This window comes from Streptomyces sp. NPDC032126, from assembly GCF_055580085.1.
The window spans coordinates 252,021-278,343 of record NZ_JBVIMA010000005.1 but is presented as its reverse complement, the minus strand read 5'-3'; the positions used below and the strand labels follow the sequence as shown (position 1 = coordinate 278,343).

General features: G+C 73.0%; 18 protein-coding genes. 11 read left to right on the top strand and 7 right to left on the bottom strand.

The annotated features are described in order from the left end of the window. Window positions 1-320 precede the first annotated feature (320 nt). Window positions 321-2,444 carry a ricin-type beta-trefoil lectin domain protein gene (locus ACZ5NW_RS20675; protein WP_468745311.1) on the top strand — a complete coding sequence of 708 codons (2,124 nt, stop codon included), beginning with the start codon at window positions 321-323 and terminating at the stop codon, window positions 2,442-2,444. A 17-nt stretch (window positions 2,445-2,461) separates the two neighbouring features. Here the strand turns inward: ACZ5NW_RS20675 and ACZ5NW_RS20670 are convergent, their stop codons facing one another. The 3 genes from ACZ5NW_RS20670 to ACZ5NW_RS20660 form a co-directional block, all read right to left on the bottom strand. Next, window positions 2,462-3,718: an SLC13 family permease gene (locus tag ACZ5NW_RS20670; RefSeq protein ID WP_468745636.1), complete on the bottom strand. Its 1,257-nt coding sequence runs from the start codon at window positions 3,716-3,718 to the stop codon at window positions 2,462-2,464. Window positions 3,719-3,807: 89 nt separating this feature from the next. Continuing rightward, window positions 3,808-4,479 (bottom strand): DUF4232 domain-containing protein, encoded by a 672-nt coding sequence (locus ACZ5NW_RS20665; RefSeq protein ID WP_468745310.1) that lies wholly within the window; start codon window positions 4,477-4,479, stop codon window positions 3,808-3,810. Between the two features lie 68 nt (window positions 4,480-4,547). After that, window positions 4,548-6,917, bottom strand: a complete 2,370-nt coding sequence (locus ACZ5NW_RS20660) for a SpoIIE family protein phosphatase (protein ID WP_468745309.1) — start codon at window positions 6,915-6,917, stop codon at window positions 4,548-4,550. A gap of 269 nt (window positions 6,918-7,186) precedes the next feature. On the opposite strand from ACZ5NW_RS20660, the gene ACZ5NW_RS20655 reads away from it, so the two are divergent. Together ACZ5NW_RS20655 and ACZ5NW_RS20650 are read left to right on the top strand one after the other, a co-directional pair. After that, window positions 7,187-10,282, top strand: a complete 3,096-nt coding sequence (locus ACZ5NW_RS20655) for a glycoside hydrolase family 2 TIM barrel-domain containing protein (RefSeq protein ID WP_468745308.1) — start codon at window positions 7,187-7,189, stop codon at window positions 10,280-10,282. Between the two features lie 146 nt (window positions 10,283-10,428). Next, entirely contained in the window at window positions 10,429-12,669 is a 2,241-nt protein-coding gene (locus ACZ5NW_RS20650) for a glycoside hydrolase family 9 protein (protein ID WP_468745307.1), read from the top strand. Between the two features lie 19 nt (window positions 12,670-12,688). Here ACZ5NW_RS20650 and ACZ5NW_RS20645 read toward each other — a convergent pair whose 3' ends face one another. Further along, on the bottom strand, window positions 12,689-17,479 hold the full coding sequence (locus tag ACZ5NW_RS20645) for a CHAT domain-containing protein (RefSeq protein ID WP_468745306.1): 4,791 nt from the start codon (window positions 17,477-17,479) through the stop codon (window positions 12,689-12,691). Between the two features lie 188 nt (window positions 17,480-17,667). Here ACZ5NW_RS20645 and ACZ5NW_RS20640 point away from each other — a divergent pair, with 188 nt between their 5' ends. The 5 genes from ACZ5NW_RS20640 (at window position 17,668) to ACZ5NW_RS20620 (ending at window position 21,827) form a co-directional block, all read left to right on the top strand. After that, window positions 17,668-18,141 (top strand): hypothetical protein, encoded by a 474-nt coding sequence (locus tag ACZ5NW_RS20640; protein ID WP_468745305.1) that lies wholly within the window; start codon window positions 17,668-17,670, stop codon window positions 18,139-18,141. Between the two features lie 10 nt (window positions 18,142-18,151). Beyond that, window positions 18,152-19,069 (top strand): hypothetical protein, encoded by a 918-nt coding sequence (locus tag ACZ5NW_RS20635; protein WP_468745304.1) that lies wholly within the window; start codon window positions 18,152-18,154, stop codon window positions 19,067-19,069. 70 nt (window positions 19,070-19,139) lie between these two features. Next, entirely contained in the window at window positions 19,140-19,385 is a 246-nt protein-coding gene (locus ACZ5NW_RS20630; protein ID WP_383247782.1) for a hypothetical protein, read from the top strand. A gap of 3 nt (window positions 19,386-19,388) precedes the next feature. Then, window positions 19,389-19,766 carry a toxin Doc gene (locus tag ACZ5NW_RS20625; protein ID WP_468745303.1) on the top strand — a complete coding sequence of 126 codons (378 nt, stop codon included), beginning with the start codon at window positions 19,389-19,391 and terminating at the stop codon, window positions 19,764-19,766. Between the two features lie 417 nt (window positions 19,767-20,183). Continuing rightward, window positions 20,184-21,827, top strand: a complete 1,644-nt coding sequence (locus ACZ5NW_RS20620) for an RICIN domain-containing protein (RefSeq protein ID WP_468745302.1) — start codon at window positions 20,184-20,186, stop codon at window positions 21,825-21,827. Between the two features lie 21 nt (window positions 21,828-21,848). Here the strand turns inward: ACZ5NW_RS20620 and ACZ5NW_RS20615 are convergent, their stop codons facing one another. The 3 genes from ACZ5NW_RS20615 to ACZ5NW_RS20605 all read right to left on the bottom strand — a co-directional run bounded on the left by ACZ5NW_RS20615 (window position 21,849) and on the right by ACZ5NW_RS20605 (window position 24,399). Further along, the gene (locus ACZ5NW_RS20615; RefSeq protein WP_468745301.1) at window positions 21,849-23,027 is read right to left on the bottom strand and encodes a lactate 2-monooxygenase; all 1,179 of its coding nucleotides are present in this window, start codon (window positions 23,025-23,027) and stop codon (window positions 21,849-21,851) included. 69 nt (window positions 23,028-23,096) lie between these two features. After that, complete coding sequence (locus tag ACZ5NW_RS20610; protein ID WP_468745300.1) at window positions 23,097-23,789, bottom strand: alpha/beta fold hydrolase; 693 nt, start codon at window positions 23,787-23,789, stop codon at window positions 23,097-23,099. Window positions 23,790-23,856: 67 nt separating this feature from the next. Next, the gene (locus tag ACZ5NW_RS20605) at window positions 23,857-24,399 is read right to left on the bottom strand and encodes a hypothetical protein (RefSeq protein ID WP_468745299.1); all 543 of its coding nucleotides are present in this window, start codon (window positions 24,397-24,399) and stop codon (window positions 23,857-23,859) included. Window positions 24,400-24,723: 324 nt separating this feature from the next. Here ACZ5NW_RS20605 and ACZ5NW_RS20600 point away from each other — a divergent pair, with 324 nt between their 5' ends. The 3 genes from ACZ5NW_RS20600 to ACZ5NW_RS20590 all read left to right on the top strand — a co-directional run bounded on the left by ACZ5NW_RS20600 (window position 24,724) and on the right by ACZ5NW_RS20590 (window position 26,319). Next, the gene (locus tag ACZ5NW_RS20600; protein WP_468745298.1) at window positions 24,724-25,146 is read left to right on the top strand and encodes a protease inhibitor; all 423 of its coding nucleotides are present in this window, start codon (window positions 24,724-24,726) and stop codon (window positions 25,144-25,146) included. 231 nt (window positions 25,147-25,377) lie between these two features. Next, entirely contained in the window at window positions 25,378-25,869 is a 492-nt protein-coding gene (locus ACZ5NW_RS20595) for a hypothetical protein (RefSeq protein WP_468745297.1), read from the top strand. A 111-nt stretch (window positions 25,870-25,980) separates the two neighbouring features. After that, window positions 25,981-26,319: an effector-associated constant component EACC1 gene (locus tag ACZ5NW_RS20590; protein WP_468745296.1), complete on the top strand. Its 339-nt coding sequence runs from the start codon at window positions 25,981-25,983 to the stop codon at window positions 26,317-26,319. Window positions 26,320-26,323 lie beyond the last annotated feature (4 nt).

The following is a 26,323-nucleotide window of genomic DNA, read 5'->3' as shown; positions in this document are numbered from 1 at the left end:
GAGCGCCACCGGGATTGACGCCCGGTCAAATTCGCTGCCGCGCAGGCAAAGCACAAAACCGTGAGATCCCTTGTTCCCGCTGCTCCGCGTGTGCAAAGGTGTGGCGTGTCGGCACGCAGGCCATAAGTTTTCCCGCTGTGTGCGCGAGGCCGCTCCCGTCCCCACCCCCCACGCTTCAAAAGAGCTGTTCCTGGCGGACGTTCGAGATGCCGAACTCTGTACCGGTGACCCTCCGGCCTTGGGTGCCGGGGTCACATACCCCTTGGTATGGACTTTCTGTCAGTGCCCCCGGGAGGAATCCAGCCGTGAAAGACGCAGGCATGTCGAATTCCCCGACTTCGGCGCGCCGACTCGATGCGACGGACGAACAGCTGAGCGCCGAGCTGAAGAACTGGACCGGTGCCTCGCCCGCGCCGCATCCCGTCGGCGAACTGCTCGACCGGCACTGGGTGGCCGCCTTCGCCTACGCCCGGCTGTGCACCGATTCGGAACGCGCGGCCGGCATGCTCACCACGGCCGCCTTCACCCGCCTGTTCGGGGAATCCCTGCGGCAGAACGGCCCCACGGCCGCCTGGCGCCCCCATCTTCTGGTGACCGTGCGCCGCATAGCCGCCGAGTGGGACGCCGACGGCCGGCGCGAACTGCTCCACGCCGAGCTGCGCTCGGCGGCCGGCGACGGCGAGCGCCTCGCCGCCCGACTGCTGCCGCCCCTTAACCGACGGCTGCTGTCGCGGGCGTTCCAGCGGCTGCCCCAGTCCGCTCGCTGCCTGCTGTGGCACACCGAGGTCGAAGGGGAGCCGCCGACCGCCCCGGCCGCGCTCCTCGGACTGGACGAGGAAGGCGCCCGCGTCGAACTGCGCCGGGCCCACGAGCGGTTGCGCGAGGAGTGCCTCCAGGTCCACCGCGAACTCGCCGTGGACGACGACTGCCACCGCTACCACCGGCTCCTCGACGTCACCTGCCGCCGCGGCGGCCCCGACATGGACCCCGACCTGCGCGGCCATCTGAGCCAGTGCCGCCATTGCGCCCACACCGCCGATCAACTGCGCTGCTTTTCCTCGGGACTTGGCCCCGCTCTGGCCGAGGGCGTGCTCGGCTGGGCCGCCCACGCCTATGCCGAGACCCGCACCGCCGCAGCCGCGCATTCCGACGAGCGGGACCAGTCCACCACGGCAGCGGACGAGACCGGGGGCACGGCCACGGCATCCCTCACGGGGGCCGAGTCACAGCGAGGCTCCTCGCCAACGGGCGCCCGCACGCGAGGCATCCCCGGGTCGGCCCATGCCACCACCCGCCGCCGCGCCACGGCATCGCCGGGAGTCTTCGCGCGACGCGGGACCACCGTATCGCCCAGCGCGCCCGCGGCAGCTGGCACTCTCGCAGAAGCCAGCAGTTCGGGAACAACAACCGGCACTCCCGCACCCGCACCCAGTAGTGCCCTCGCGTCACTCGGCGGCCTCACGTCCCGCCGTCTCTCCGGCTGGCCCCGCACCCCCAAGGGCAGCACCACCGCCCCGCCGCCCGGCACCTCCCGCCGCTCCGCGCTGAAGGCCGTCCGTCGTGCCCGGCGCCGCAATCTCGCCATCGCCGTCGCCACCGTCAGCGGGCTGATCGTGCTGCCCCTCGTCCTGTGGTCCGCGCTCGGCTCCGACGGCGGATCCGGTACGGCGGTCGTCGGCGACGCCTCCGAGCGGCCCGCTCCCGGCACCGACACGGCGACCTCCGGCCCCTCCTGGATCGGCGCCGACGGCCGGGGCGAGGCACCGCTGCGCGGCCGGCTGCACAACGTCGCCTCCGGCCTGTGCGTCGGCCTCACCGGCACCAAGGCCGTCAAGGGCGCGGAGGCCCGGCTCACCGCCTGCTCGGACGCCGCCGCACAGCAGTGGTCGTACGAGGCGGACGGACTGCTGCGCAATGGCGCCGCCCCCGACCTGTGCCTCGACTCCAGCCTGGGCTACTCCGTGCGCCTCGCCCCCTGCGCGGCAGCCACCGGGTCCGGCGCGAAGAACGTCCGCTACGACTTCACCCTCCAGGGCGTCCTGGTGCCGCGCTGGGACCAGAACCTGGCCCTCGCCCCCGCTGCCACCGACGGCTCCGGCGGCCTCGTCACCAAGAACCGCGCCGACACCACCGCCCAGCACTGGGTGATCGACACCTCCCGTCCCGAGCCGCAGATGCAGATCGTCAACTGGGGCGCCGACGCCACCCCCACCCCGGCGCCCACCCCGAAGTCGGCGAAGACCCCGGCACCGGCCCCCAGGCCCACCCGGACCACGCCCACCCCGACGGCGCCGACCACGCCCTCGTGCTCGTACGACAATCCGTACGCCTGCTCCTGGGGCGATCACGGCGACGGCCACGACGGTGGATACGGAGGCGGGTACGCCTGGGGCGGCTGGGGCTGGGGCGGGTACGGCTCCGGAACCGGCGACGGCCGTCGCTGAACGCGCCGGGGAGCGGATCAGCCCCCCAGCACCTGAAGCGACCCCCACAACGCCACCACCGCCGTGACCAGCGTCGCCGGTACGGCGAGCAGCCCCAGCCGGGTGAACTCGGCGACGCCCACCCGCTCCCGGTGCTCGTGCACCACCCGGCGCCACAGCAGCGTCGCGAGCGAGCCGGCGTAGGTCAGGTTGGGGCCGATGTTCACCCCGAGCAGCACGGCGAGCACCGCCCCCGCGCCGAGCGGGGCGGCGAGCGGCACCAGGACCAGTACGGCCGGCAGATTGTTGATCAGGTTGGCCAGGACCGCGGCGAGCGCCGCGACGCCGAGCAGCGCGAGCAGCCCCGAGCCGTCGGGGAGGACCTGCCGCAGCGCACCGGCCAGCCCGTTGTCGACGACGGCCCGCACCACGACCGCGAGCGCGAGCACGAACGCCAGGAAGCCCGGCGCCGCCGCCCGCACCACCGCCGACGGAGTCGCCTTACGGCGCACCAGAGCCCGGACGGCCATCACCAGCGCGCCCGCGCACGCCACCCAGGCCGGCTCCACCCCGGCCGCGGAGGCCACCACGAACCCGGCCAGCGTGCAGCCCACGGTGACCAGGGCGAACAGCGGCACCTCGGGCGCCGGGCCGTTGTCCGGGGCGGGCGCGGCCGCGGGCAGGTCGGCGGCGAAGAAGCGCCGCAGCACCATGTACTCGGCGGCGATCGCGACCAGCCAGGGCAGCGCCATCAGCGCGGCGAACCGGGTGAAGCTCAGCCCGCTCGCCGTGAAGGCGAGGAGATTGGTCAGATTGGAGACCGGAAGCAGCAGCGACGCCGTGTTCGACAGATGGGCGCAGGCGTAGAGGTGCGGCGTGGCCGACACTCGCATCCGGGCGGCCGTGGCGAGGACGACCGGGGTCAGCAGCACCACCGTGGCGTCGAGGCTGAGCACGGCCGTGATCACCGACGCGAGCACGAACACCGAGCTCAGCAGCCGTCGGGGGCGGCCCGCGGCCCGGCGGGCCATCCACGCGCCGCAGGCCGTGAACAGCCCTTCCACCGCGCAGAAGTGAGCCAGTACCAGCACGGCGGCCAGGAACCCGACCACCGGCCCCAGACGTTGGGTCTCCTCCAGCGCGTGATGCGGGGAGATCGCCCCGGTCGCCACGGCCAGGGCGGCGGCCGGAACCGCGACGAGCGCCTCCGGACGACCCTGGGGGCGCAGGACGGCCCATACGAGGGAGACGGTGAGCAGAGATATGGACAGGGTTTCGGCGAGCGGGGCGTTCAGGGCGGATCCTCGGAAGAACGATCATGCGGGGCCGGCCCATCCAAACAGATGAGAGTAAGAGAGGGAGAACGGGTCCGGCGCCGCCCGTCTCAGGGACCCGACCCCGCCCCGAACACCGACAGCCACACCGTCGACGCGTTGCCCGACACCGGCACCTGCCCGCCCGTCCACGGCACCCGCAGCGGGTCCCGCTCGTCCGGCGGGGTCACCAGCAGTGTCGCCGGGGTCGCCGCCCGGGCTCCGCTCACCCCAGGGTTGGAGAAGGTCAGCCCCGCCCACGCGGTGCGGCCCGGCGCCAGCGTCACCCGCGTCGGCTCCCTGCCCGGTTCGCGCACCGGGTCGGGGCCCAGCTGATGTCCGGCGGCGTCGAGGAAGGCGGCGCCGGGATAGCCGTAGACCACGCAGGTGCGGGAGGAGACGTTGGTCAGCACGATCGGGAAGTTCTCCTGCCCGGCGCCCGGGTCGTCGCGGCCCACCGTGGCCCGGAGTTCGGAGGTGTGGCAGCGGGTGCCGCCGCGCGGGGCGGCGGCGGGGGACCGCCCGTGAGCCGTCGACGCACCGGCCACCGGCTCACCTGCCGCCGACTCACCGGCCGTCGACTCACCGGCCCCGGACGACGGCGCGGCCGTCGATGAGGCGGCATCCGGCGACGGTACGCCCGGCGTGTTCGCCGTGCCGCCGTCACCGCCGCCGCAGCCGGTGGCGCCGCCCAGGGCCATGAGTGCGCTGACGAGCAGGAGCGCGGGGCGTGCGTGCGCCATCGCGGGTCACCCTTCGATCGGTGCGTCGCTGCGGTTCCACGGTGACGGGTGCCCGCCCGCCGCGCCGCTCACTCCTCCTCGAACAGCGCCAGTTCCGCCCAGATCGTCTTGCCGTCGGCGGTGTGCCGGCTGCCCCAGCGCTGGGTGAGCTGGGCGACCAGCAGCAGCCCACGGCCGCCCTCGTCCCAGGTCTTGGCCCGGCGCAGATGGGGCGCGGTGTGGCTGGTGTCGGACACCTCGCAGATCAGGGTCGCCTCGTCGTGGATCAGCCGCAGCCGGATGGGGTGCGCGCCGTACCGAATGGCGTTGGTGACGAGTTCGCTCACCACCAGCTCGGTCGTGAAGGACGCCTCGCTCAGCTCCCAGGTGTCCAGCTGCGCCACCACCTGCTTGCGGATGGGCGCGACCAACGCCGGATCGGCCGGGATGTCCCAGGTCGCGACCTGGGAGGCGGGCAGGCCCCGGGTGCGCGCCAGCAGCAGCGCGACGTCGTCGGCCGTGCCGCCCGGCGGCAGCAGGGTGTGCAGCACCCGGTCACAGGTCTCGTCCAGCGAGTCGGCGTGCGTCGCCAGGACCGCGCAGAGCTTCTGCTGGCCGGCCGCCATGTCCCCGTGGGTGGTCCCGACCAGCCCGTCGGTGTAGAAGGCCAGCACGGTGCCCTCGGAGAGGTGCAGCTCGGCCGACTCGAAGGGCAGGCCGCCCACGCCCAGCGCGGGACCGGCGGGCAGCTCCACGCGCCGCGGCGGACCGCCGGGCGGCTGGAGCACCGGCGGCGGGTGTCCGGCGCGGGCCAGGGTGCAGCGCCGCGACACCGGGTCGTACACCGCGTACAGACAGCTCGCGCCGACCTCGCCGGGGCTGCCGTCGCCGCCGGCCTCCTCGGACAGCCGGACGACCAGGTCGTCGAGGTGGGTGAGCAGCTCGTCGGGCGCGAGGTCGATGTCGGCGAGCGTGCGCACGGCGGTGCGCAGCCGGCCCATCGTGGCCGACGCCTGGATGCCCTGCCCGACGACGTCCCCCACGACCAGGGCGACCCGCATCCCCGACAGCGGGATCACGTCGAACCAGTCGCCGCCCACCCCGGCCCGCGCGGCCGGCAGATAACGGGAGGCGGCGTCGATGGCGGCGGTGTGCGGCAGGCTGCGCGGGAGCAGACTGCGCTGGAGGGCGAGGGCGGTCTCCCGCTCGCGGGAGAACCGGCGCGCGTTGTCGACGCAGACCGCGGCCCGCGCGGTGATCTCCTCGGCGAGCAGCACGTCGTCCGCGGTGAAGGGGTCCGGCCGCCGGAACCGGGTGAGGACGGCGACGCCGAGCGTGATGCCCCGGGCCTGGATCGGCACGGACATCGTGGAGTGCATGCCGTACTCGCGCACGCGCGCGCTGCGCAGCGGGTCGCTGGCGAGCCAGTGGTCCAGCTCTCCGCTGGAGATCGAACCGACGATGGTGTGTCCCGCCGTCAGCGAGTCGGCCTGGGGCGATCCGGCCGGGTACCGCTGGGTGTGGCCGGGCTCGACCACGGCCTCCGGGCTGCCGGGGGTGACCGACCGGTGCGCGGCCCGGCGCAGGCTCACCGGGGCGGTGAGGCGGGTCGGGAGCTCGCCGTCGCAGGGGTCGATCAGGTCGACGCTGACGAAGTCGGCGAGCGCCGGCACGCACACGTCGGCCAGCTCCTGGGCCGTGCGCGTGACGTCGAGGGTGGTGCCGATGCGCACGCTCGCCTCGTTGACCAGTTGCAGCCGCTCGCGGGCGAGGTAGTTGTCGGTGAAGTCGTGCGCGGCCAGGCACACCCCGCGCACCCGGCCCGTCGCGTCCCTGACCGGCGCCATCCGGGCCAGCCACGCGTGCGCGTGCTTCTCGCCGCCGGTGCGCATATAGGTCTGCACGTCCTCGGCGGAGCCGTTGGTGAGGACCCGCAGCAGACCCTGCTCCAGCTCCTCGCTCTGCGGCTTGCCGCCGATCTCGGAGAGCCTCAGGCCGAGGATCCGCTCCTCGGGCAGTCCGATGAGGGCGGCCATGGCGTCGTTGAGCCGGCGCAGCCGCAGCCGCTCGTCGTAGACGGCGACCGCGCAGGGCGACTGGATCAGGGCGGCCGAGGCGAGCGGGTCGTCGGGGGAGTGGTGCCGGCCGTCGGTGAGCGGGGTGACCACGAGCCATGTGCCGGGGCCGCCGTCGCGGGGCGGCCGGTGGTGGGCGAGCAGCCAGACCCTGACGGTGCGGCCCGCGCGGTGGCGCAGGGCGAGCGTGCCGTCCCAGCGCGGCTCGGCGGGCACCGGCGGTGAGCCGCCCGCCAGGAGACGGGCGGCGGGACGGCCGAGGACCTCGGTCGCGTCCCAGCCCAGGAGCGCGCGGGCACCGGCGTTCCACTCGACGAGGGTGCCGTCGTCGTCGACGACAGCCCGTGCCGTCGCGGCGTCGTCGAACGGATAGACCGGGCTCATCCTCGCCTCTCCATCACGGACACTCACAGTGAACAGGCCAGCCACTTTGAGTTCCAGCGTAGTGCGTCCCGCTGTCACGCGGACGGCAACCCCCTCGCCGGCGGTCAAGGGCGAGATCCGGCCGCAGCGGCGCGAACCCGGCCATGGTGGCTCCCGGGACGCCCGGTGATCACCGGGGGCCTTGACGGACCCGAGTGGCCCGTCGTCAGATTCTGTTTGCTGGCGATCAGTTGTGAGTACTTTTGGGCCCTGATGAGGGAGAGCCGCCAATGTCGGTCACTCGCAGATCGGTATTACGCGCGTCCGCGGCCGCACCGGCCGCCGGGACGTTGTTGCACAGCCCCGCGGCGCACGCCGCCCGGTCCGTCCCCGGAACGGCCACCGGGACCGGCCGCCGGACCGTCCCGCTCCGTGACGGCTGGCGCTTCGCCCTGGTCGACCCGGGCGGGATCACCGACCCGACCGGCGCCTACGCCGACGCCGCGTCGCCCGCGTACGACGACTCCACCTGGCGCCAGGTGGCCGTCCCGCACGACTGGAGCATCGAGCAGACCCCCACCACGCGGTACGGCACCACCAGCGGCACCGGCTTCCTGCCGGGCGGCCTCGGCTGGTACCGCCTGACCTTCACCCTGCCGCCGGACCTCGCCGGGAAGCGGATCGCGGTGGAGTTCGACGGCGTCTACATGGACTCCTCCGTCTACTGCAACGGCACCGAGGCCGGCCGCCACCCCTACGGCTACACGGGCTTCGCCCTCGACCTCACCGGCCTGGTCCACACCGACGGCACCACCGAGAACGTGCTCGCGGTGGAGGTCCGGAACCAGCTGCCCAGCAGCCGCTGGTACTCCGGCAGCGGCATCTACCGCGAGGCCCGCCTGGTGATCACCGAGCCGGTGCACGTGGCCCGCTGGGGCACCTACGTCACCACGCCCGAGGTCACCGCCGAGCGGGCCGTCGTCCGCGTCGCCATCACCGTCGTGAACGCCACCGGCACCGCCACCGACGTCGAGGTCGTCTCCCGCGTCCTCGCCCCGAACGGCCGTACCGTCGCCCGGGCGACCACCACGGTCGCCGTCGCCGACCAGGCCACCGAGACCCATGAACTCACCGTCGACGAACCGCTGTTGTGGGACTTCGCGGCGCCGCACCGCTACACCCTGGAGACCGAGCTGCGCGTCGCCGGTCGGCGCACCGACACCTGCCGCACCCCCTTCGGCATCCGCACCTTCCGCTTCGACCCCGACGAGGGCTTCCACCTCAACGGCGTCCACACCAAGATCAAGGGTGTCGACCTCCACCACGACCTGGGCGCGCTCGGCGCGGCCGTCAGCGCCGACGCGATCCGCCGGCAGATGACGATCATGAAGTCGATGGGGGTGAACGCCTTCCGCACCTCCCACAACCCGCCCTCGCCGGAGATCATCCGAGTCTGCGAGGAACTCGGCATCGTGATGATGGTGGAGGCGTTCGACTGCTGGAGGACCGGAAAGACCCGCTACGACTACGGGCGCTTCTTCGACGAGTGGTGCGAGCGGGACGCCACCGAGATGGTCCTCGCCGCCCGCAACTCCCCGGCCGTGGTGCTGTGGTCCATCGGCAACGAGATACCCGACTCCACCTCCACCGCCGGCCTGGCCATGGCCGACCGGATCATCGCCGCGATCAGGGCCGCCGACGACACCCGCCCCCTCGTCATCGGCTCCGACAAGTACCGCCGCCCGCCCGCGAAGGGCTCGGCGGCCGACCTGATGCTGGCCAAGCTCGACGGACTCGGCCTGAACTACAACACCGCCCGGTCCGTGGACCAGCTGCACGCCGCCTACCCGCACCTCTTCCTCTTCGAGTCGGAATCGTCCTCCGAGACCTCGACCCGGGGCGCCTACCAGGAACCCGAGCACCTCAACACCGGCGAGAACCACACCCCGGGCCGGCGCGCGACCTCGTCGTACGACAACAACCTCGCCTCCTGGACGATGAGCGGCGAGTACGGGCACAAGAAGGACCGCGACCGGAAGTGGTTCGCCGGGCAGTTCCTGTGGTCCGGCATCGACTACATCGGCGAACCCACCCCGTACGACGTGTTCCCGGTCAAGGCGTCCTTCTTCGGCGCGGTCGACACGGCCGGATTCCCGAAGGACATGTACCACCTCTTCCGCAGCCAGTGGACCGACGAACCCATGGTCCACCTCGTGCCGATGACCTGGAACCACGCGCCGGGCGACACCGTCGAGGTGTGGGCCTACGCCAATGTCGACACCGTCGAGCTGTTCCTCAACGGAGCGTCCCAGGGCGTACGGCGCTTCGACACGAAGAGGACCGTCGACGGCCGCGCCTATCTGGAGACCACCGAGGCCACCGGCGACGACAAGACCTTCACCGAAGGCCCCTACCCCGGCAGCTACACCAGCCCCAACGGCAGCGCGGGCAAGCTGCACCTGACCTGGCGGGTCGCCTACGCCCCGGGCGAGCTGAAGGCCGTGGCCCGCAGGAACGGCAAGGTGGTCGCCACCGACGTGCTGCGCACCGCCGGCGCCCCGCACGCCGTACGCCTCACCCCGGACCGCACCTCCCTTCCCGCCGACGGCCGTTCGCTGGTCTTCGTCACCGCCGAGGTGGTCGACGCGCGCGGCACGGTCGTGCCCGACGCCGAGCACCTCATCTCCTTCGACGTGCGCGGCGGTTCGCTGGCCGGAGTCGACAACGGCCGGCAGGAGAGCGCCGAGCGCTACCGGGCGAGCACCCGGACCGCCTTCCACGGCAAGGCCCTCGCGATCGTGCGCGCCGGCACCGAGGAGGGCGCGCTGAAGGTGACCGCGAGCGCGGACGGGCTGCGCCGGGGCACCGCCACCGTGCACACCACCCCCGCCCGCTCGGCGGCCCTCACCCCGCCGGCCGAGGTCGCGCCCGACCTGCCCCTGCCCGTCACCTACCCCCGCGCGGACGCCAGTTACTCCGGGCGCCCCGACACCCTGCCCGCCGCCATGCTGGACGGCGACCCGGCCACCGGCTGGTCCAACGCCTTCGTCAAGTCGGCCACCGCGCTGCTGCCCGCCTTCAGCGGGGCGCGGGCCGAGGACTGGGTGTCGGTGGACCACGGAAGGACCCGCACCTACGACCGCGCCGAGATCTCCTTCACCGTCGACGCCGCGCACGGCCTGCCCGCGGCCGTCGAGGCCGAGGTGTGGGACGGGAAGCGGTATGCGCCGGTCACCGGGGCGGCCCTGACGTGGGCGAGCGCCTCGGACGCGCCCACGGTGCTCACCTTCGACGCCGTACGCGGCTCCCGGCTCCGCCTGACCCTGACCAGCGGCGCCCCCGGCGAGCCCCAAGGGGCCGTCCGCATCAGCAAGTTGGAGGTTTAGGACGATCGACGGTCCGGACGGCGGAGAGTGCTGTCCGGACCGTTGACGGCATGTCCCGACTCCCACAAGCATGGCCTGCGTCCGTCTTTGGGAGCGCTCCCATTTCTTCTGGGCGCGTACCCGCACCCCTCCCGAGGAGCCCAGACGTGCAACGACGCAGAACCAGCCTGCTCACCCTCGCGGCCCTGCTGGGCACGGCGCTCACCGCGCTGCCCGCCCAGCAGGCCGGCGCGGAAGAGGTCGAGCAGGTCCGCAACGGCACCTTCGACACCACCGCCGATCCCTGGTGGACCAGCAATGTCACCGCCGGCCTCGACGCGGGCCGGCTGTGCGCGGACGTGCCGGGCGGCACGGCCAACCGCTGGGACTCCGCGATCGGCCAGAACGACATCACCCTGGTGAAGGGGGAGACCTACCGCTTCTCCTTCAAGGCCTCCGGCGTGCCCGAGGGCCACGTGGTGCGCGCGATCGTGGGACTGGCGGTCTCGCCGTACGACACCTGGTCCGAGGCGAGCCCGGTCCTGAGCGAGTCCGCGGGCACCTACAGCTACACCTTCACCGCGCCCGTCGACTCGGCCCAGGCCCAGGTCGCCTTCCAGGTCGGCGGCAGCGCCGATCCCTGGCGCTTCTGCGTCGACGACGTGTCCCTGCTCGGCGGGGTGCCGCCCGTGGTCTACGAACCCGACACCGGGCCGCGCGTCCGCGTCAACCAGGTCGCCTATCTGCCCGCCGGGCCGAAGAACGCCACCCTCGTCACCGACGCCACCACCCGGCTGCCCTGGCAGCTGAGGAACGCCCAGGGGACCACCGTCGCCCACGGCTGGACCGTCCCGCGCGGCGTCGACGCCTCCTCCGGGCAGAACGTCCACTCCATCGACTTCGGCGCCTACCGCGGCCACGGCACCGGCTTCACCCTGGTCGCCGACGGCGAGACCAGCCACCCCTTCGACCTCGACCGGGCCGCCTACCAGCGGCTGCGCCGGGACGCCGTGAAGTACTACTACACGCAGCGCAGCGGCATCGCGATCCGTGACGACCTGCGCCCCGGCTACGGCAGGGCGGCCGGCCATGTGAACACCGCCCCGAACCAGGGCGACGCGAACGTCCCCTGCCAGCCCGGCGTGTGCGACTACACGCTCGACGTCACGGGCGGCTGGTACGACGCCGGTGACCACGGCAAGTACGTCGTCAACGGCGGCATCGCCACCTGGGAGGTGCTCAGCACCTACGAACGCTCGCTGCTGGCCCGCACCGGACACCCGGCCGCGCTCGGCGACAACACCCTCGCCCTGCCCGAGAGCGGCAACAAGGTTCCGGACATCCTCGACGAGGCCCGCTGGGAGCTGGAGTTCCTGCTGCGGATGCAGGTGCCGGACGGGCAGCCGCTGGCCGGCATGGCTCACCACAAGGTCCACGACGAGCAGTGGACCGGGCTGCCGCTGCTGCCGAGCGAGGACCCGCAGAAGCGCGAGCTGCACCCGCCGACCACCACGGCGACCCTCAACCTGGCCGCCACCGCGGCGCAGGCGGCCAGGCTCTACCGGCCCTACGACAAGGCGTTCGCCGCCAGGGCGCTGACCGCGGCCCGCAAGGCGTGGACCGCCGCGCTCGCCCACCCGGCCGTGTACGCGGACCCCAACGACGGCACCGGTGGCGGCGCCTACGACGACACCAACGCGACCGACGAGTTCTACTGGGCCGCCGCCGAGCTGTATCTCACCACGGGGGAGAAGCAGTTCGCCGACCACGTCCTGAACTCCCCGGTCCACACCGCCGACATCTTCGTGCCGAACGGCTTCGACTGGTCCCGCACGGCCGCCGCGGGCCGGCTCGACCTCGCCCTCGTCCCCAGCCGGCTGCCCGGCCGCGACCAGGTGCGCCGCTCGGTCGTCAAGGGCGCCGACACCTACCTGGCCACCCTGACGGCCCATCCGTACGGCATGCCGTACGCCCCCACCGGCAACAGCTACGACTGGGGCTCCAGCCACCAGGTGCTCAACAACGCCGTCGTCATCGCCACGGCGTACGACCTCACCGGCGCCGCGAAGTACCGGGACGGCGCGCTGCAGAGCATGGACTACATACTCGGCCGCAACGCGCTGAACATCTCCTACGTCACCGGCTACGGCGAGGTGAACTCCCACAACGAGCACAGCCGTTGGTACGCCCACGAACTCGACCCGAAGCTGCCTAACCCGCCGGCCGGCACCCTCGCGGGCGGGGCGAACTCGAGCATCCAGGACCCCTACGCACAGAGCAAACTGAAGGGATGCGTCGGCCAGTTCTGCTACATCGACGACATCCAGTCCTGGTCGACCAATGAGACCGCGATCAACTGGAACGCGGCCCTGACCCGGATGGCGTCCTTCGCGGCGGACCAGGGCTGAGCGGGAGCGCGCGGCCGGATCAGATCCCGACGTGGACGTGCGTGGCCCACAGCCAGGGGTCGTCCGGCTGCGCGTCGCGCTGCGCGGTCACGGCGTGGTGCAGGGCGTGGGCCGCGCGGGAGGTCCGCGGAGGGTGCCGGCCGTCGTCCGTCAGCTCCGTGTAGAGCGCGTCGGTGAGCGAGGCCGCCGCCGTGTCCCGCACCGGCCAGAGGGTCCCCACGACGTGGGCGTACCCGGCGAGCAGGAAGGAGGAGGTCAGCTGCAGCACCTCGTCGACACGGTCGGGAGCCGTGTCCGAGGTGCTGCACGCGGAGAGGCAGGCGAGGTCGCCGCGCAGCCGGAGCTGCGAGATTGCGCCCAGGGTGAGCGGCGCGGACTCGTGGTCGGCGAGGAGGAGGCGGCTGTCGCGGGGATTGCTCCAGTCGCTGACGGCATGGCAGGCGAAGTGGGCGATGGTGTGCTCGGGCAGGGCGGCCAGCACCGATTCCCGGTCCGGCGGGGGGTCTTGGAGCAGGGTGGCGTCCGGGACGAGCCGCAGGAGGCGTTCGACCTCGTGCCGTACGCCGGGCAGCGGGCTCGCCTTGGGGGTTTCGGGCATGGAGACGACCAGCGTGCGGTGGGCGGCGGTCGCCCGGACGTCGCGGTGCGTGAGACGGGCGTGGGCCAGGGCCCGGAGCGTGGGGGTGTAGGAGGAGACGACCCGGTCGAGGACCGTCGCCGGCCGGTGGCCCGCGGAGGGGGCGTGGTGTCCGGCGGCGTGCAGCGGGAAGTAGACCATCGGTCCCGTCGGACACCACCACAGCCGTGGCATCTCGCCATCGGCGCAGAGATGCCCGCCCGCTTCCAGCGAGTCGAGCACCGGGCCCGCCACCGTGTCCCACAGCCAGCCGAGGATCTCGTGCAGTGTCCGCCGCGCCCGGAGACGTGCCATGAGCGTGGTGGCGACGGTGGCCTCGTGCAACCGGTTGGCCTGGCGCTCGATCTCGGGCCACGTCAGCCCGGGCAGTGGGATCACGGACAGGCCCGACCGCGTCACGGCCAGGGCGTCGCACCGGCCCTCGGTCGCGTTGACGTAGACCACCGGTCCTTCGACAGCCTGTTCGTGCAACTCCGTCCAGGTGGGCGGCAGCAGGAAGCCTCGGAAGTCGTCCAGACGGCGGATCTCCTGGAGCAGTTCGTCCCACGCGGCGCCCAGGGCGAGGCGCTCCCCGGAGATCTGCCGCCGGAGGCTCCGTTCGTGGCCGTCCGCTTCCGCCGCCCCGACGCGCGTGAAGGGTGCGGGAGCCGCGCTGAGGCCGTCCAGGGTGCGGGCCCGGTCGCGCAGATCGTCGATGCGGCCGGCGAGATCAGGGTGGTGCTGCCGCAGCCGGACGAGGTCACCGCGGGCGTCCACGGCCTCTGCCATCAGCACGCCCCGGGTCTGTTCGAGGAACTCCACCGCCCGCTCCGGCCGGTCGGCGTCGAGCGCCGCCGCGGCGGCGTGGGAGGCCAGCCCCGTGAACTGCCCGAGCCGGTGCTCCCTGTCCTCCCGCTCCAGCGACCTGGGGACCAGGTCGACCAGCAGGCGCATGGCACACTCGTACGCCTCCCACGCCTCCCGGGTCCGGCCGGCCATCGTGGCGTGTTGCCCCCAGTGCCAGGCCGCGGCGAGGCGCATCCGTGGTTCGGCGGACCGCGTGTCCGCCGCCGCGCGGAAGGAGGACAGTGATTCCTCCTCCACCGCGGTGTCACCGTCGCGCCTCGCGCGGTGCCACAGCACCCGTCCCCGCAGCATGTGCAGTTGGCAGGGGTCCGATCCGTCGTCGCTGATCTGCTCGAACGCGTCGGCCGCGAGGCGCTCGGCCTCGTCGAGGGTCGCGCTGTCGCCCGACGCCTCGTACCGGGCCACGTTGATCTGGGCCAGGTTGTAGAGAACTCCCCGTCGCATGAAGGACATGCCGGGCAGGGCCGCGGCCTCGCGCAGCAGTCCTACCGCCTCCTCGCCGAGCCCGGGGTCTCCGGTGATCTTCCATGCTTCCTGCAACGCCAACCCCACCTCGGTGAGGACCATGGGCCGACGTACGTCGTCCGCGGAGGTCAGCGTCAGGGCTTGCCGCCCGGCCGCCATCGCGAGCCGCAGCGCGTCGGGGTCCTGGGTGCGGTGGTGGAAGCGGAACGCGGCGCGCGTGAACGCCGAGAGGTGGTCGGAGCGCCAGTCGCCGGGGTCGGGGAACTCCGCCAGCACCCGGCGGGCCGTCGCCACGCTCTCCTCCAGCGGCTCCAGGTCCCCGGTGACCTCGTACAGCAGCCGCAGGGCGTTGCTGAGGTTGGTGAGGTAGAAGGGCCGGTCGACATGGCCGGGGGCGGTCGCGTCCACCGCTCGGCGCAGGTGGCGTACCTCCTGCCGTACGCAGTCGACGTCGCCTGTGGCACGGAAGCGGCCGTGGACCACGATGGCCACGTTGTTCCAGACCGCGGGGTCCGGCGAGTCCGCCTCGGCGGCCCGAAGACCGGCGGCCTCGGCTTCCTCCTGTGCCGCTGGGTCGCCCGTCGCCTGGTACAGCAGGGTGAGGGCGCTGCAGAGGTTGGACCACGCGTTGGCGTCGGTGTGATCCGCCCCTTGCCGCACCGACGAGCGGGCCGCCGCGACGGCCTCGCCGAGCGCCTCGTGGTCGCCCGTCGCCTGGAACCGGGAGGTCAGGACGAGCGACAGGTTCGTCAGGACCCGGCTTCGGTGCCAATCGTGTTCCGCTTCCGCCGCCACCGCCCGCCGCGCGTAGTCCAGGGCCTCGTCCAGCGCTCTTCGGTCACGGGTTCGCACGAAGGTGTGGTGCAGGGCCAGAGCCATCGACGACAGGACCATGCTGATCTCGGCCCCCGGCTCCGTACTGGCGTCGAGCGCGGCCTTGCCGGCTTCGATCGCCTCCTGCAGGAGTTCCGGCCGCCCGGTCCGCTCGTACCAGAGGTTCAGGAGCACAAGGAGGTTCCCCCGCAGCACCTCGGGTGTGCTCACGGACGGCAGAGCCAACCCGGCCCGGAGCACGTCGGCCGCCTCCCGGAGAGCGTCGGGATCGTCGGACGGTTCGGCCAGGACGCGCAGCACCTCGGCCAGCCGTGCCAGACACAGCGTGTAGTGCCTGTCGTCCGGACGCGGGATCGACGTGAGACGCCGTAGGTCGGCCAAGACGTCGGTGAGAGCCTCCGTTTCGCCGTAGCGCACATGTGCGAGGAGGGCGAGCCCCGCACGGTCGGCCTGATGCTCCAGCAGGCCGGGATCGTCGTCCGGGGTGAGGGCAGCAGCCTCCCGGGCGACGGCAAGCGCCTCCGACACCAGTGCGCGGTCGTCCGTGTACCGGATCACCGTGGCTGCGGCCTCGACGAACAGCCACATCGGCCGCACCTCCCTCTGCTGCCGGGCGAGCGACGGCAGGGTGCGGGCCGTGCGTGTGGCCTCGGCCAGTGCCGTGACCGAACGCGTCTCCTGGTACTGACAGATGAGACCGTTGACGAGGGCGATCAGCCAATCGAGCCGCCTGGGATGATCGGGACGCAGCTCTTGCACGACGGACCGGCACAGGGCGATGCACCGCTCCAGCAGATGCGGGGGAACACGGGAGGGGTCGTCCGCCTCGGAATACAGGCGCCGCAGGAGCACTCGCCACTGGTATCCCACATCCGTGTCCACGCTGACTTCCGCCGCGGCCTCCTCGGCCGCCCACAGTGCTTCCTCCTGGTCCCTGGCGGTTCCGGTGCTCAGGTACAGCTCGGCGAGCAGGTTGGCGCGGTCGGTGAGATTCCGGATGCGGTCGCCCGGCCGATCGCCGACCTCGATGATGCGTCGCAACACATCGGCGCGCTCACGCAGGGTGGCCTCGTCGGACTCCAGATGGTCCAGGGCCGCGAGGAGATTACGCAGATCGGAGGCGTCCGACAGTCCCTCAGACGGCTGCAGGGCGACCACGGTCCGGAAGATGTGAACCGATTCGGCCAGCGCCTCCGGATCGCCCCGCAATCGGTGCCGCAGCAGCAGGGCGGCGCCGAGGATGCTCAGCGCGGCCGGCCGAGGCGGCTCGTCCGCCGGGGAGAGGGACACCGCCGACCGGACGACCGCGACGGCTTGATCGGTCCGCGCGAGGTCGGCCGTGGCCCGGGCCGAGAGGTACAGCGTGCGAGCCAAGGCACCGAGGGCGAGCGCACGGCGTTTGCTGTCGTCTTCCGGTACCGCCGCCACCACGGCGCGACGCCGTCGTACGATCGCGTCCCTCCCGATCTCGCCCGTCAGCTCGTCCAGTTGCTCGAACGTGTCAGCGGTGTAGGACAGGAACTCGGCTCGGCGGGGGTGGCGTTGCGGCAGCGCCTCGCACGCGTGGGCCAGCCTCATGACCGCGTCCCGCAGGGCGTCGAGGTCCCCGGTCCGCTCGTGGCGGTACAGCAGACGCGCGGCCTCCTCCTGCCACAGCACCGGCCCTCCCCGAGGCCGGTACGCGGCCCGCAGCCGGTCCCTCACCTCCGGCGTCAGACCGTGGGGAGCGGCAAGCCAAACGCTGGTCAACAACTCCAGGGCGGCCCCCCGATCACGCCCGCCCCGCCCGAAGCCGTGCGCCTCGCTCCGGTACCAGTGGAAGAGGCCGACGACCCGTCGCACGTCCTGGTCCCGGTCGATCGCCTCACCGGCGGCCGCCACGAGTTCCCGCGCCTCGCGCCGTGCCTCCCGGGAGAACAGGGCCTCCCGGTCGCCGTACTCCTCCCACCGCCGTACCCGGCTCTCCACCGACCGCAGCAGTCCCGCTCGTCGTTCGTCGTCCCCCAGCCCCGCGTCCGCGTCCGTCACGCACACCCCCGTCACGCGTCATGGTGCCGAGCAGGATGCGCCCGGGGCCGGGACACGGACAAGGGCGCTCAAACCGGCGTCGCGCGCCACCGTCGCGCCCCGCCGTGCGCCCTTCACCCTACAGACGCCGGTGCCGCACGATGGGATGCCGCCGAACGGACGGCGGAACGACGTGCACGGGGGACGACGTGACGCACCACTGCCACCAGCAGCACCCCGACGGGTCGCAACTCGCCCAGCTGACACCGGACGGCTTCGCCGAACTGCTCGAACCGGCGGGGGCCCACGAGGCGACAGCCGTGTCCGACCTGCTCGATCTCCCGGCCGACGCGAGCGCCGCCGACCTGGCCGAGCTGCTCGACGCGGTCCTCGTCCGCCATCCCGAGACCGACCGCTGGGCCGTGGCCCTGGGCGGCGCCCCGATCGGCACGACGTCCCGCGCGCATCTCACGGAGGCCTTGGGGCTCCGGACAGCGGGCGGAGAATCCCTCGGCGACGCCGAGCAGTCCCGCCTCCCCGGCGAGTCCGCCCAGTACGTCCCCCTGCGTTTCGCCTGCCCGACCCCGGGCTGCGCCCACCGCGCCTGGCGCACACACCTCGACACGCGCGACGCGCCCCACTGCCCCCAGCAGGGCCACGGCGAGCTACGGCCGGTGACCTGACGTGGGATCCGTGACGCAACCGGTGACGGCGTTCCTGACGGGCCGTTTCCTGCTGACCGGCTTCCTGCCCGTCGCCGTCCTCTCGCTGTACCTCTGGCTGATGCTGCTCTCCGGAGCGGCCACCGGACATCCCGACTTCAGCGCGGCGTGGCGGGAGGCCGCGACGATCGGCGTGGGCCAGGCCGTGCTGGGGCTGCTGGGCATCGCCCTCGTCGCCGTACTGATCGCGCCACTCCAGACGGCGACCGTCCGGCTGCTCGAAGGAGCCGTCCCCGAGCCGATCGCCCGCGTGGGGCGCGCCTGGCAGGGCAGCCGCAGGGGCCGCGAGCGCGGGCGCCTCGACGCCCTCCTCGCCTCGACCGACGACCCGGACCACGCCACCGTCCAGCGCGCTGGACGCCTCAGCGCCCGCTTGCGCCGCCGCTACCCCCCGCCCCCGCACGAACTGCGCCCCACCGCCCTCGGCAACGTCCTCGCCGCGATGGAGGACTCGGCGGGCAGCCGGTACGGCTTCGACGCCGTCGTGGCCTGGCCGCGCCTCTACCCACTCCTGGATTCCCGCACCCGGGCCGTCGTCGACGACCGCAGGAACGCCCTCGACGCCACCGCGCGTCTGTGCACCGCGTGCCTGGCCGCCGCCGTCGCCACCCTCACGCTGCTCGCCGACGACGGCCCCTGGCCGGCTCTCGCCCTCGCCCCGCTGGCGCTCGCGGGGCTCGCCTACTCGGCCGCCGTCCGCTCGGCGGAGGCCTACGCCGGTGCCGTCGAGGTCGCCTTCGATCTGCACCGATTCGCCCTGTACGACTGCCTGCGCCTGCCGCAGCCCGAGAACTCCGACGCCGAGCGGGACCTCAACCGCAGCCTGTGCCTGCAATGGCGCCAGGAGGTCCCCGTCCCCCTCACCTATCGCCCGCCGACCTCACCCTGAGGTACCGCCCGACCTCTGCGATGACCTCGGCATATTTACCCATGAGTACCCGAGCGGTACCGTGAGGGGCATGCCAGCTCTGAATGTGGAGTTCAGCGATCGTGAGCTAGAGGACCTCCGGCAGATCGCCAAGGAACGCGGCACGTCGATGAAGGCGCTCGTACGAGAGGCGGCCGCCGCCGACATCGCCCGCCATCGCGCGCTGCAGGAGGGAGCGGAGGCCTTCCGCAGGTTCTTCGCCACCCACGCGGACGAGTTCGCGGCCGCCTTCCCCGACGACGAACCACCCGTGAAGAGCGAGGGGCGGGTCGCCTGACCGATGACGCCTGTCATCCACATCGACGTGCCCTGGCTGCTCCAGCGCCATGAAGAGGTGCTCCCGGACCAGCCGACCATCAACGACTTCTCCGCGCTGGTCGCCGCCGTCGCCCGGCACCGGGTCGACCCGCCCCGCCTCGGGGTGGACTCCGACCCGGCCTGGCGGGCCGCCGCGCTGCTGCACACCCTCGCCCTGCTCAAGCCCCTGCCGTCGGCCAACGCGCGCTTCGCCTGCGCCACCGCCGTGGCCTACATGTTCGTCAGTGGGGCCGGCATCGACCCGCCCTACGGCGCGCTCGTGGACCTGGCCCGGGATCTGATCGACGGCAAGACGGACGTGTACGGGGCGGCGGACCGGCTGCGCTCCTGGCAGATCTGACCCCTTGGCAGCCGGTCCGCCGGACGGCATCCGGCGGCCGCACGGGCCCCCTCCGGGCCGCCGGCCGAGGGCGGGAGGATCAAGGCCGGCGGCCGTTTCGCGCGGGAGAGCCGCCGTCCCGCGCGGGGCCTCCGAGGTAAGGCCGGTGCACAGTCCACTACGGCCGCCCCCGGTGACGGGAGCGTGCGTGGCGTCCCGGTGTGTGCGCGGGATTCACACGGGGCGCATGCGGATGTGAACGCCTCTGCGGGCGGTCCGAGTTGGGCCGCCCTGTCGACTTTCTTTCAATAAGGCCGATCTGGTGCGGGTGCCTTGTTGTGCACGACTCAGTTGTGCCAGGGTGAGCCTTCCGTGCGGGGGGTGACGGCCGGGCCTCCCCTCCGCGCCGCACAGGTACGTACCAAAGGAATCCGCTCAGTGCCCACCCCCCACCCGCCCCGTCCGCCGTATCCACCGACGGGCACGGATCACGCCGAGTCCGACGAGGCCCTCGCCGCCGGACTGCGCGTCGGCCCGGACGACGAGGTCGCCCAGGCCACCGCCCTGCTCATCGCCCGGCACTGGAAGCCGGTGCACGACTACGCGGTGATCTGCCTCGCCTCCTCCGGCAGCGTCGCGGCCATGGTCACGGGGGCCGCCTTCCACCAGGTCTTCGACCGGCTGAAGCTGGGCGAGCCCGGCACCGCCCTGCGCCCCCGGCTGCTGGTGACCGTGCGGGACACCGCCCGCCTGTGGTCCGGCACGGAACGCATATCCGGCGTCCTGCCGGTGCTGCTCAAGCCGGCCGGGGCGCGCGGGATGCGCGCGGCCAAGTCCATGACCCCGGACAACCGCGTCCTCGCCGAGCGCGCCTTCCAGGGGCTCACCTCCGTGGACCGCTGCGTGCTGTGGCACGTCGAGGTCGAGGCCGAGCCGCTCACCACCGCCGCCGCGCTGCTCGGCGTGGACATCGACGCCGCGGCCGCCGCCCTGGAGCAGGCCCGCGACAAGCTGCGCGAGGGCCTGGTCCGCGCCCACCGCGAACTGGCGCCGAGCAAGGACTGCCGCTTCTACAACCGGCTCCTCGACGTCCCCCTGCGCCGCGGCGGCGACCTGCTGCCCGATGTGCGCCAGCACCTCGACGTCTGCCGGTACTGCCGGGCGGCGGCGGAACAACTCGGCCATTTCGAGGGCCGCCTGGGCGCCCTGCTCGCCGAGGCCGTGCTCAGCTGGGGCGCCCTGCGCTACCTGGAGTCCCGCCCCGGCCGGGCCAGGCAGCAGACCGCGCGGCTGCGCGGCTCCCACCGGCACCGCGGCGGACGCCCGCGCGGCACCCGGCGGCGCCTGCTGGACCGTATCCCCGCCCCCGCGCGCCTGCTCCCGGGCGGCGGCCGTTCGTCGCGCACGCTCCTCACCGGAGTCGGACTCGCCTCGGCCGGACTGCTCACCACCCTGCTCGCCGCCGGCATGTGGTCGGACGACGGGGGAGCCGACCCGGCCGCCTCCACCAGCGCTGCGGGCGGCGGCACCGTGCCCGGCACCGAGGCCCAGGCGCCCACCGCGGGCTCCACCGCGCCGGGCCGGGCCGGCGGGTCCGCGCCGGCCCGGCAGAGCAGACTGCGCAACGCCGCCACCGGCCTGTGCCTCGACGTCACCGGCAAGCCGGCCCAGGGCGCCGGGCTCGAACTGGCGGTGTGCGCCTCGGACTGGACCCAGCAGTGGACGTACGAGGACGACGGGCAGCTGCGCAGTGTCGCCGACCCCCATCTGTGCGTCGACTCGCGCGCCGACGCCGGGGTCGTCATCCTCGGGGCGTGCACCGAGGAGAACGACCAGCGGGCCGCCGACGTCCGCTACGACCTCACCGTCCAGGGCGAGTTGCTGCCCCGCTGGGACGGGTCCCTCGCGCTCACCCCGATCGGCCGCGACCCGGGCGCCGACCTCGCCGTCAAGGTCCGCGACGGCTCCGGCAGCCAGCGCTGGCTGACCGACTCGGCCACCCCCGGCTCCGGTTCGCTGTCGATCAGCGGCACCGGCGGCCCGACGGCCCGGCCCGTCGAACTGTCCGAACGGACGGCCTGACGGCCCTGAGGGCCTGAGGGCTCACCTCGGTGGGGCCGGCTCCTCGACGAGGTCCTCCGGTCCGACCGTCGTCGGGCCGGCGTGGCCCGACAGGGCGAGGGTGAGGTCGAACTCGGCGAGCAGACAGCGGATGACGTGCTCGACGCCGGGCTGTCCGTCCAGGCCGAGCCCGTAGACGTAGGGGCGGCCCAGCAGGACCGCCCGGGCGCCGAGGGCGAGCGCCTTGAACACGTCGTCGCCGGTGCGCACGCCACTGTCGAACAGCACGGTCAGCCGGTCGCCGACCGCCCGGGCGACCCGTGGCAGCGCGTCGGCGGCCGCGACCGCGCCGGCCACCTGCCGGCCGCCGTGGTTGGACACCACCACGCCGTCCATCCCGGCGTCGGCGGCCAGCCGCGCGTCGTCCGGGTGCAGCACGCCCTTCAGCACGATCGGCCCGTCCCAGTGCTCGCGCAGGAACGCCAGATCCGGCCAGGTCTTGGCGGGGTCGGCGAACAGCCCGACGAAACGCAGCACCGCCGCGTCCGGGTCCTCGTGGACGGGCTTGGCCAGGCCCGCCTGGAAGGCCGGGTCGGTGAAGTAGTTGGCGGTGCCCACGCCGTGCAGGAACGGCAGATACGCCTGGTCGAGGTCGCGCGGCCGCCAGGCCAGCAGGGGAGTGTCCAGGGTGACGACGAGCACCGTGAAGCCGCTCGCCCTCGCCCGGCCCAGGAAGCTGCGGGTCACCTCGCGGTCCTTGGACCAGTACAGCTGGAACCAGCGCTCGGCGTCCCCCATCGCCTCGGCGACCTGCTCGATGGGAGTGCTCGACGCGGAGGACAGCACGAACGGCACCCCCTGGGCCGCGGCGGCCCGCGCGGCCGCCGTCTCCGCCTCCGGATGCATGATCGACAGCACGCCGACCGGCGCCAGCGCCAGCGGGGCGGGCAGCGTCCGGCCGAGGACCTCGACCGACAGATCCCGCTCGTGGACGTCGCGCAGCACGCGCGGAACGATCCGGCGGCGCTCCAGCGCCGCCCGGTTGGCCCGCGCCGTGCTGCCGTCGCCCGCGCTGCCCGCGACATAGCCCACCGGACCCGGCCCGAGCCGCCGCTCGGTCAGCTCCTCCAGCCGGGTCAGGTCCGTGGGCAGCCGTGGGACCGCGCCCGCCATGCCGTTGAGATAGATCTCGTACTGGAAGTCCGCCCAGTGCTTGGCCATCCGTCGCTCCCGCCTCTCGCCGTCGAGCCTGCGCGGGCCGACCCTACCGGTGGGTACGCCCCGGAAGGATCAGGAGAGACGGGCCGACTTCCGCAGGATCTCGGCCAGTTCGCGCGGCTGCGAGAACATCGGCCAGTGACCGGTGTTCATCTCGACCAGCTCCCAGCGCTCGCTCTTGAGCAGGTCGACCGCGGCGCCCCACGGCTCCGGGCCGTCGAGGAGGCACTTGATGTACGTGCCCGGGAGCTCGCTCAGGGGACGGGACATGATCGCGGGTTCGATCGCGGACGCGCCCGGGTGGGGCGTCGCGCCGCCGACGAGACGCGCGATCTGCTCCTCGGTGAGCCCCTGGCCCGAGAGGTCCTCATTGGCCAGCGGCGGCCAGAAGCCGGTCTCCTCGATCGCCCGCCGCACCGGACCGCTGGGCCAGCCCGACAGCGCCGACTCGCCGTCCACCGCCACGTTGGCGTCCACCAGCACCACGCGGCGCAGCCGGTCGCCGATCCGCTCGGCCGCCTGCCCGACCGGCACACCGGAGTAGCTGTGCCCGACGAGCACGACGTCCCGCAGATCGAGGCGTTCGACCTCGTCGACGATGTCCTGGACGTGCGTCTGCTGGCCGGCCGGAACACCCTGCTTCTCGGCGAGGCCGGTCAGCGTCAGGGGATGGACACCGAGGCCGGCCGCGCGCAGATCGGCGGCCACCTCGTCCCACGCCCAGGCGCCGAGCCAGGCTCCCGCCACGAGTACGTAATTGGTCATGCCCGCACGCTAACCGAAGGGTCTGACAACGCCCCTTGGACGCCCGGGCGGTGGTGCCGAACACCTCTCACTCGTCGTCGTGATGCGGCTCCGCGTCGGGCCCCTGTTCGCGCACCCGTTGGACGTGCTCCAGGGACTCGCGCAGTTCGGTGAGCCAGTCGTCGGTGTGGCGCTGGACCAGCCGGACGCACCAGGCGAGGGCGTCGCTGCGGCTGCGGGCCACGCCCCCGGCGATCAGCGTGTCGAGGACCTGGCGCTCGGGCTGACGCAGCCGGGTCATCACCGGCGCGGCGACATGCGTGAAGAGCGCCCGCTCCCCGTCGCACACCACACCCCAGGACACCTTCCGCCGGAACCGGTGCTCGGCCTCGCGCGCCACGGCCATCCGGGCCTCCCGGGTGCGCTCCCGGAACTCCTGGATCCGGGCCTCGACGGCCGCCCTGCGCTCGGCGGCCGGGGCCTCCTCGGCGAGCCGGGGTGCGGGGATGCGGCCGATCACGGTGATCTCCTCGCGGTCGACCGTGAGGTCGGTCAGCTCCTCGAAGAGATCGTCGGGCAGGCGGCCGGCGAACCAGCCGCGCAGTTTCTCGCGTTGCTCGTTCGTAATCATGTAATGACGATTACTCCGCAGGTCCATGAACACAAGGGGTCGCGGAGGAGTCAGCCGAGAGCAGAAGCGGAATGTTTCCGGACTATTAACGAACGTAGGAAAATCGGCCATGTGGCCGATCCGGGAGCGCGTCAGAGGCCTGGTTTCGGCGTTGTGGCGTTCGACGTCCGTGACTTCACGCCACTGCTTCAACACGCAAGGTTACTGAAACCCATGGGGTCGATGTGAGTTTCCGTCGCGGACTCGGCAGACTCGCGGTCGCCGAGTCCGGGCCATCGGAACCGGGTCGGCGACACCCTCATTTTCAGCGGAAGGAAGCACACAATGCGGAACACCGCGCGCTGGGCAGCGACGCTCACGCTGACGGCCACCGCCGTCTGCGCACCCCTCACCGGATCCGCGTTCGCCGCCCCCGCCTCGCTCTACGCGCCCTCGGCCCTGGTGCTCACCATGGGCCACGGCGAGAGCGCGGCGACGGTGAACCCGTCCCGCGCCGTCACCCTGAGCTGCGCTCCGACTCCCACCGGAACCCATCCCGCCCCGGCCCGCGCCTGCGCAGAACTGCGCGCCGCCGACGGGGACTTCGACGCCCTTGCGGTGCCGGACCACGCGGTGTGCACCAAGCAGTACGCGCCCGTGGTCGTCACCGTGGACGGGGTCTGGGAGGGGAAGCGGGTCTCGTACGAGCGCACGTTCGCCAACGAGTGCGTGAAGAACGCTGCCAGCAGCAGCCTCTTCGCGTTCTAGGCCGAGATCGCGCGGAGCCGTGGACGCCGCGAGAGGCTCGTGACTGGGGAGTGCGAGCCTGTGACGCGGGACCGCGACGATCTCGTTGCCCAGGGGCCGGAACGGGCGGAGTGGGGCCGCCCGTCCGGCCCCTGGGGTCATCTCAGGGGTGCTCGGCGATTCCGCGACGGGGATGGTTGACTTCCCGTTGAGGCTTCGGATTCGCGGTGTCGTCGAAGGGGCTGGTGGGAGATGCGTGACCGGTGGGCAGCGACGAGCGCGGCGGCCGTACTGACGGCGGCCCTGGTCGCGGGCTGCGGCACGGAGGACGCGGGCCGGGCGGACACGAAAGCGCCCACGCCACCCGCGACGGTCTCTACGACGCCCACGGCACCCTCCGCCTCGGAGGCCACCCCCGCTCACCTCCTCCTCGACTTCGCGATCACCGGCGGATTCGCCGGACGCGACGACCGGCTGCGACTGGACACCGACGGCCGCTACACCGTCACCGGCGCACGGCAGACCGCCCACACGGGTCAGCTCCCCGCCGCCGACCTGGCCGCCCTGCGCACGGACCTCGCCGCTCTCCCCGCCGCCCTGCCGACCCGCATGGTCGACGAGGGCGCCCGGGACCTCTTCCTCTACCGCCTCACCTACGCGAACCGCACCGTGGTCACCGACCGCACCCAACGCGTACCGGCCCTGGAGCGCGTCCTCGATCGCCTGGAAGCGCTGGTGTCGTAGGCCCTCGCCGCGTATCCCCGGCCTCGACGCCCAGGGCGGGCAGAACGGCTGCACGGCGTACTCGGCTGTGACAATGTGTGAGGCACAGGGTGCTCAACGGGGGGACCGGCCATGGACATTGTCATCACCAGTGCCGTCGGCGGCTCGGAGGCCGAACTGCGGTCGCTGTACCTGTGGCTGCGCGACCATCCTTACGTGGGGCGCAACGCCCGCGTGGAGGCGAGCGGCGGCGCGGCCACCGGCGGATTCATGGGAGCGGGGCTGGACACCGCCCAACTCGTGCTCGACAGCGGCTTCCAGATCTCCAACCTCGCCCTCGCCTGGCTCTCCTGGCGCGCCACCCGACCGACCCCGCCGGAGATCACGTTCGAGCGAAACGGCGTCAAGATCACCCTGTCCGGCCAGGACCCCGAGACCGCCGCCCGTCTGCTGGCGGAACTCGAGCGGTAGCCGG

Excerpts from the sequence above, each read along its gene's own strand:
- ACZ5NW_RS20675 (WP_468745311.1), top strand. The coding sequence starts at position 321 with ATGTCGAATTCCCCGACTTCGGCGCGCCGACTCGATGCGACGGACGAA.
- ACZ5NW_RS20600 (WP_468745298.1), top strand. The coding sequence starts at position 24,724 with ATGCGGAACACCGCGCGCTGGGCAGCGACGCTCACGCTGACGGCCACC.
- ACZ5NW_RS20630 (WP_383247782.1), top strand. The coding sequence starts at position 19,140 with ATGCCAGCTCTGAATGTGGAGTTCAGCGATCGTGAGCTAGAGGACCTC.
- ACZ5NW_RS20590 (WP_468745296.1), top strand. The coding sequence starts at position 25,981 with ATGGACATTGTCATCACCAGTGCCGTCGGCGGCTCGGAGGCCGAACTG.
- ACZ5NW_RS20615 (WP_468745301.1), bottom strand. The coding sequence starts at position 23,027 with ATGGCCAAGCACTGGGCGGACTTCCAGTACGAGATCTATCTCAACGGC.
- ACZ5NW_RS20665 (WP_468745310.1), bottom strand. The coding sequence starts at position 4,479 with ATGGCGCACGCACGCCCCGCGCTCCTGCTCGTCAGCGCACTCATGGCC.
- ACZ5NW_RS20655 (WP_468745308.1), top strand. The coding sequence starts at position 7,187 with ATGTCGGTCACTCGCAGATCGGTATTACGCGCGTCCGCGGCCGCACCG.
- ACZ5NW_RS20610 (WP_468745300.1), bottom strand. The coding sequence starts at position 23,789 with ATGACCAATTACGTACTCGTGGCGGGAGCCTGGCTCGGCGCCTGGGCG.
- ACZ5NW_RS20625 (WP_468745303.1), top strand. The coding sequence starts at position 19,389 with ATGACGCCTGTCATCCACATCGACGTGCCCTGGCTGCTCCAGCGCCAT.
- ACZ5NW_RS20660 (WP_468745309.1), bottom strand. The coding sequence starts at position 6,917 with ATGAGCCCGGTCTATCCGTTCGACGACGCCGCGACGGCACGGGCTGTC.
- ACZ5NW_RS20605 (WP_468745299.1), bottom strand. The coding sequence starts at position 24,399 with ATGATTACGAACGAGCAACGCGAGAAACTGCGCGGCTGGTTCGCCGGC.
- ACZ5NW_RS20595 (WP_468745297.1), top strand. The coding sequence starts at position 25,378 with ATGCGTGACCGGTGGGCAGCGACGAGCGCGGCGGCCGTACTGACGGCG.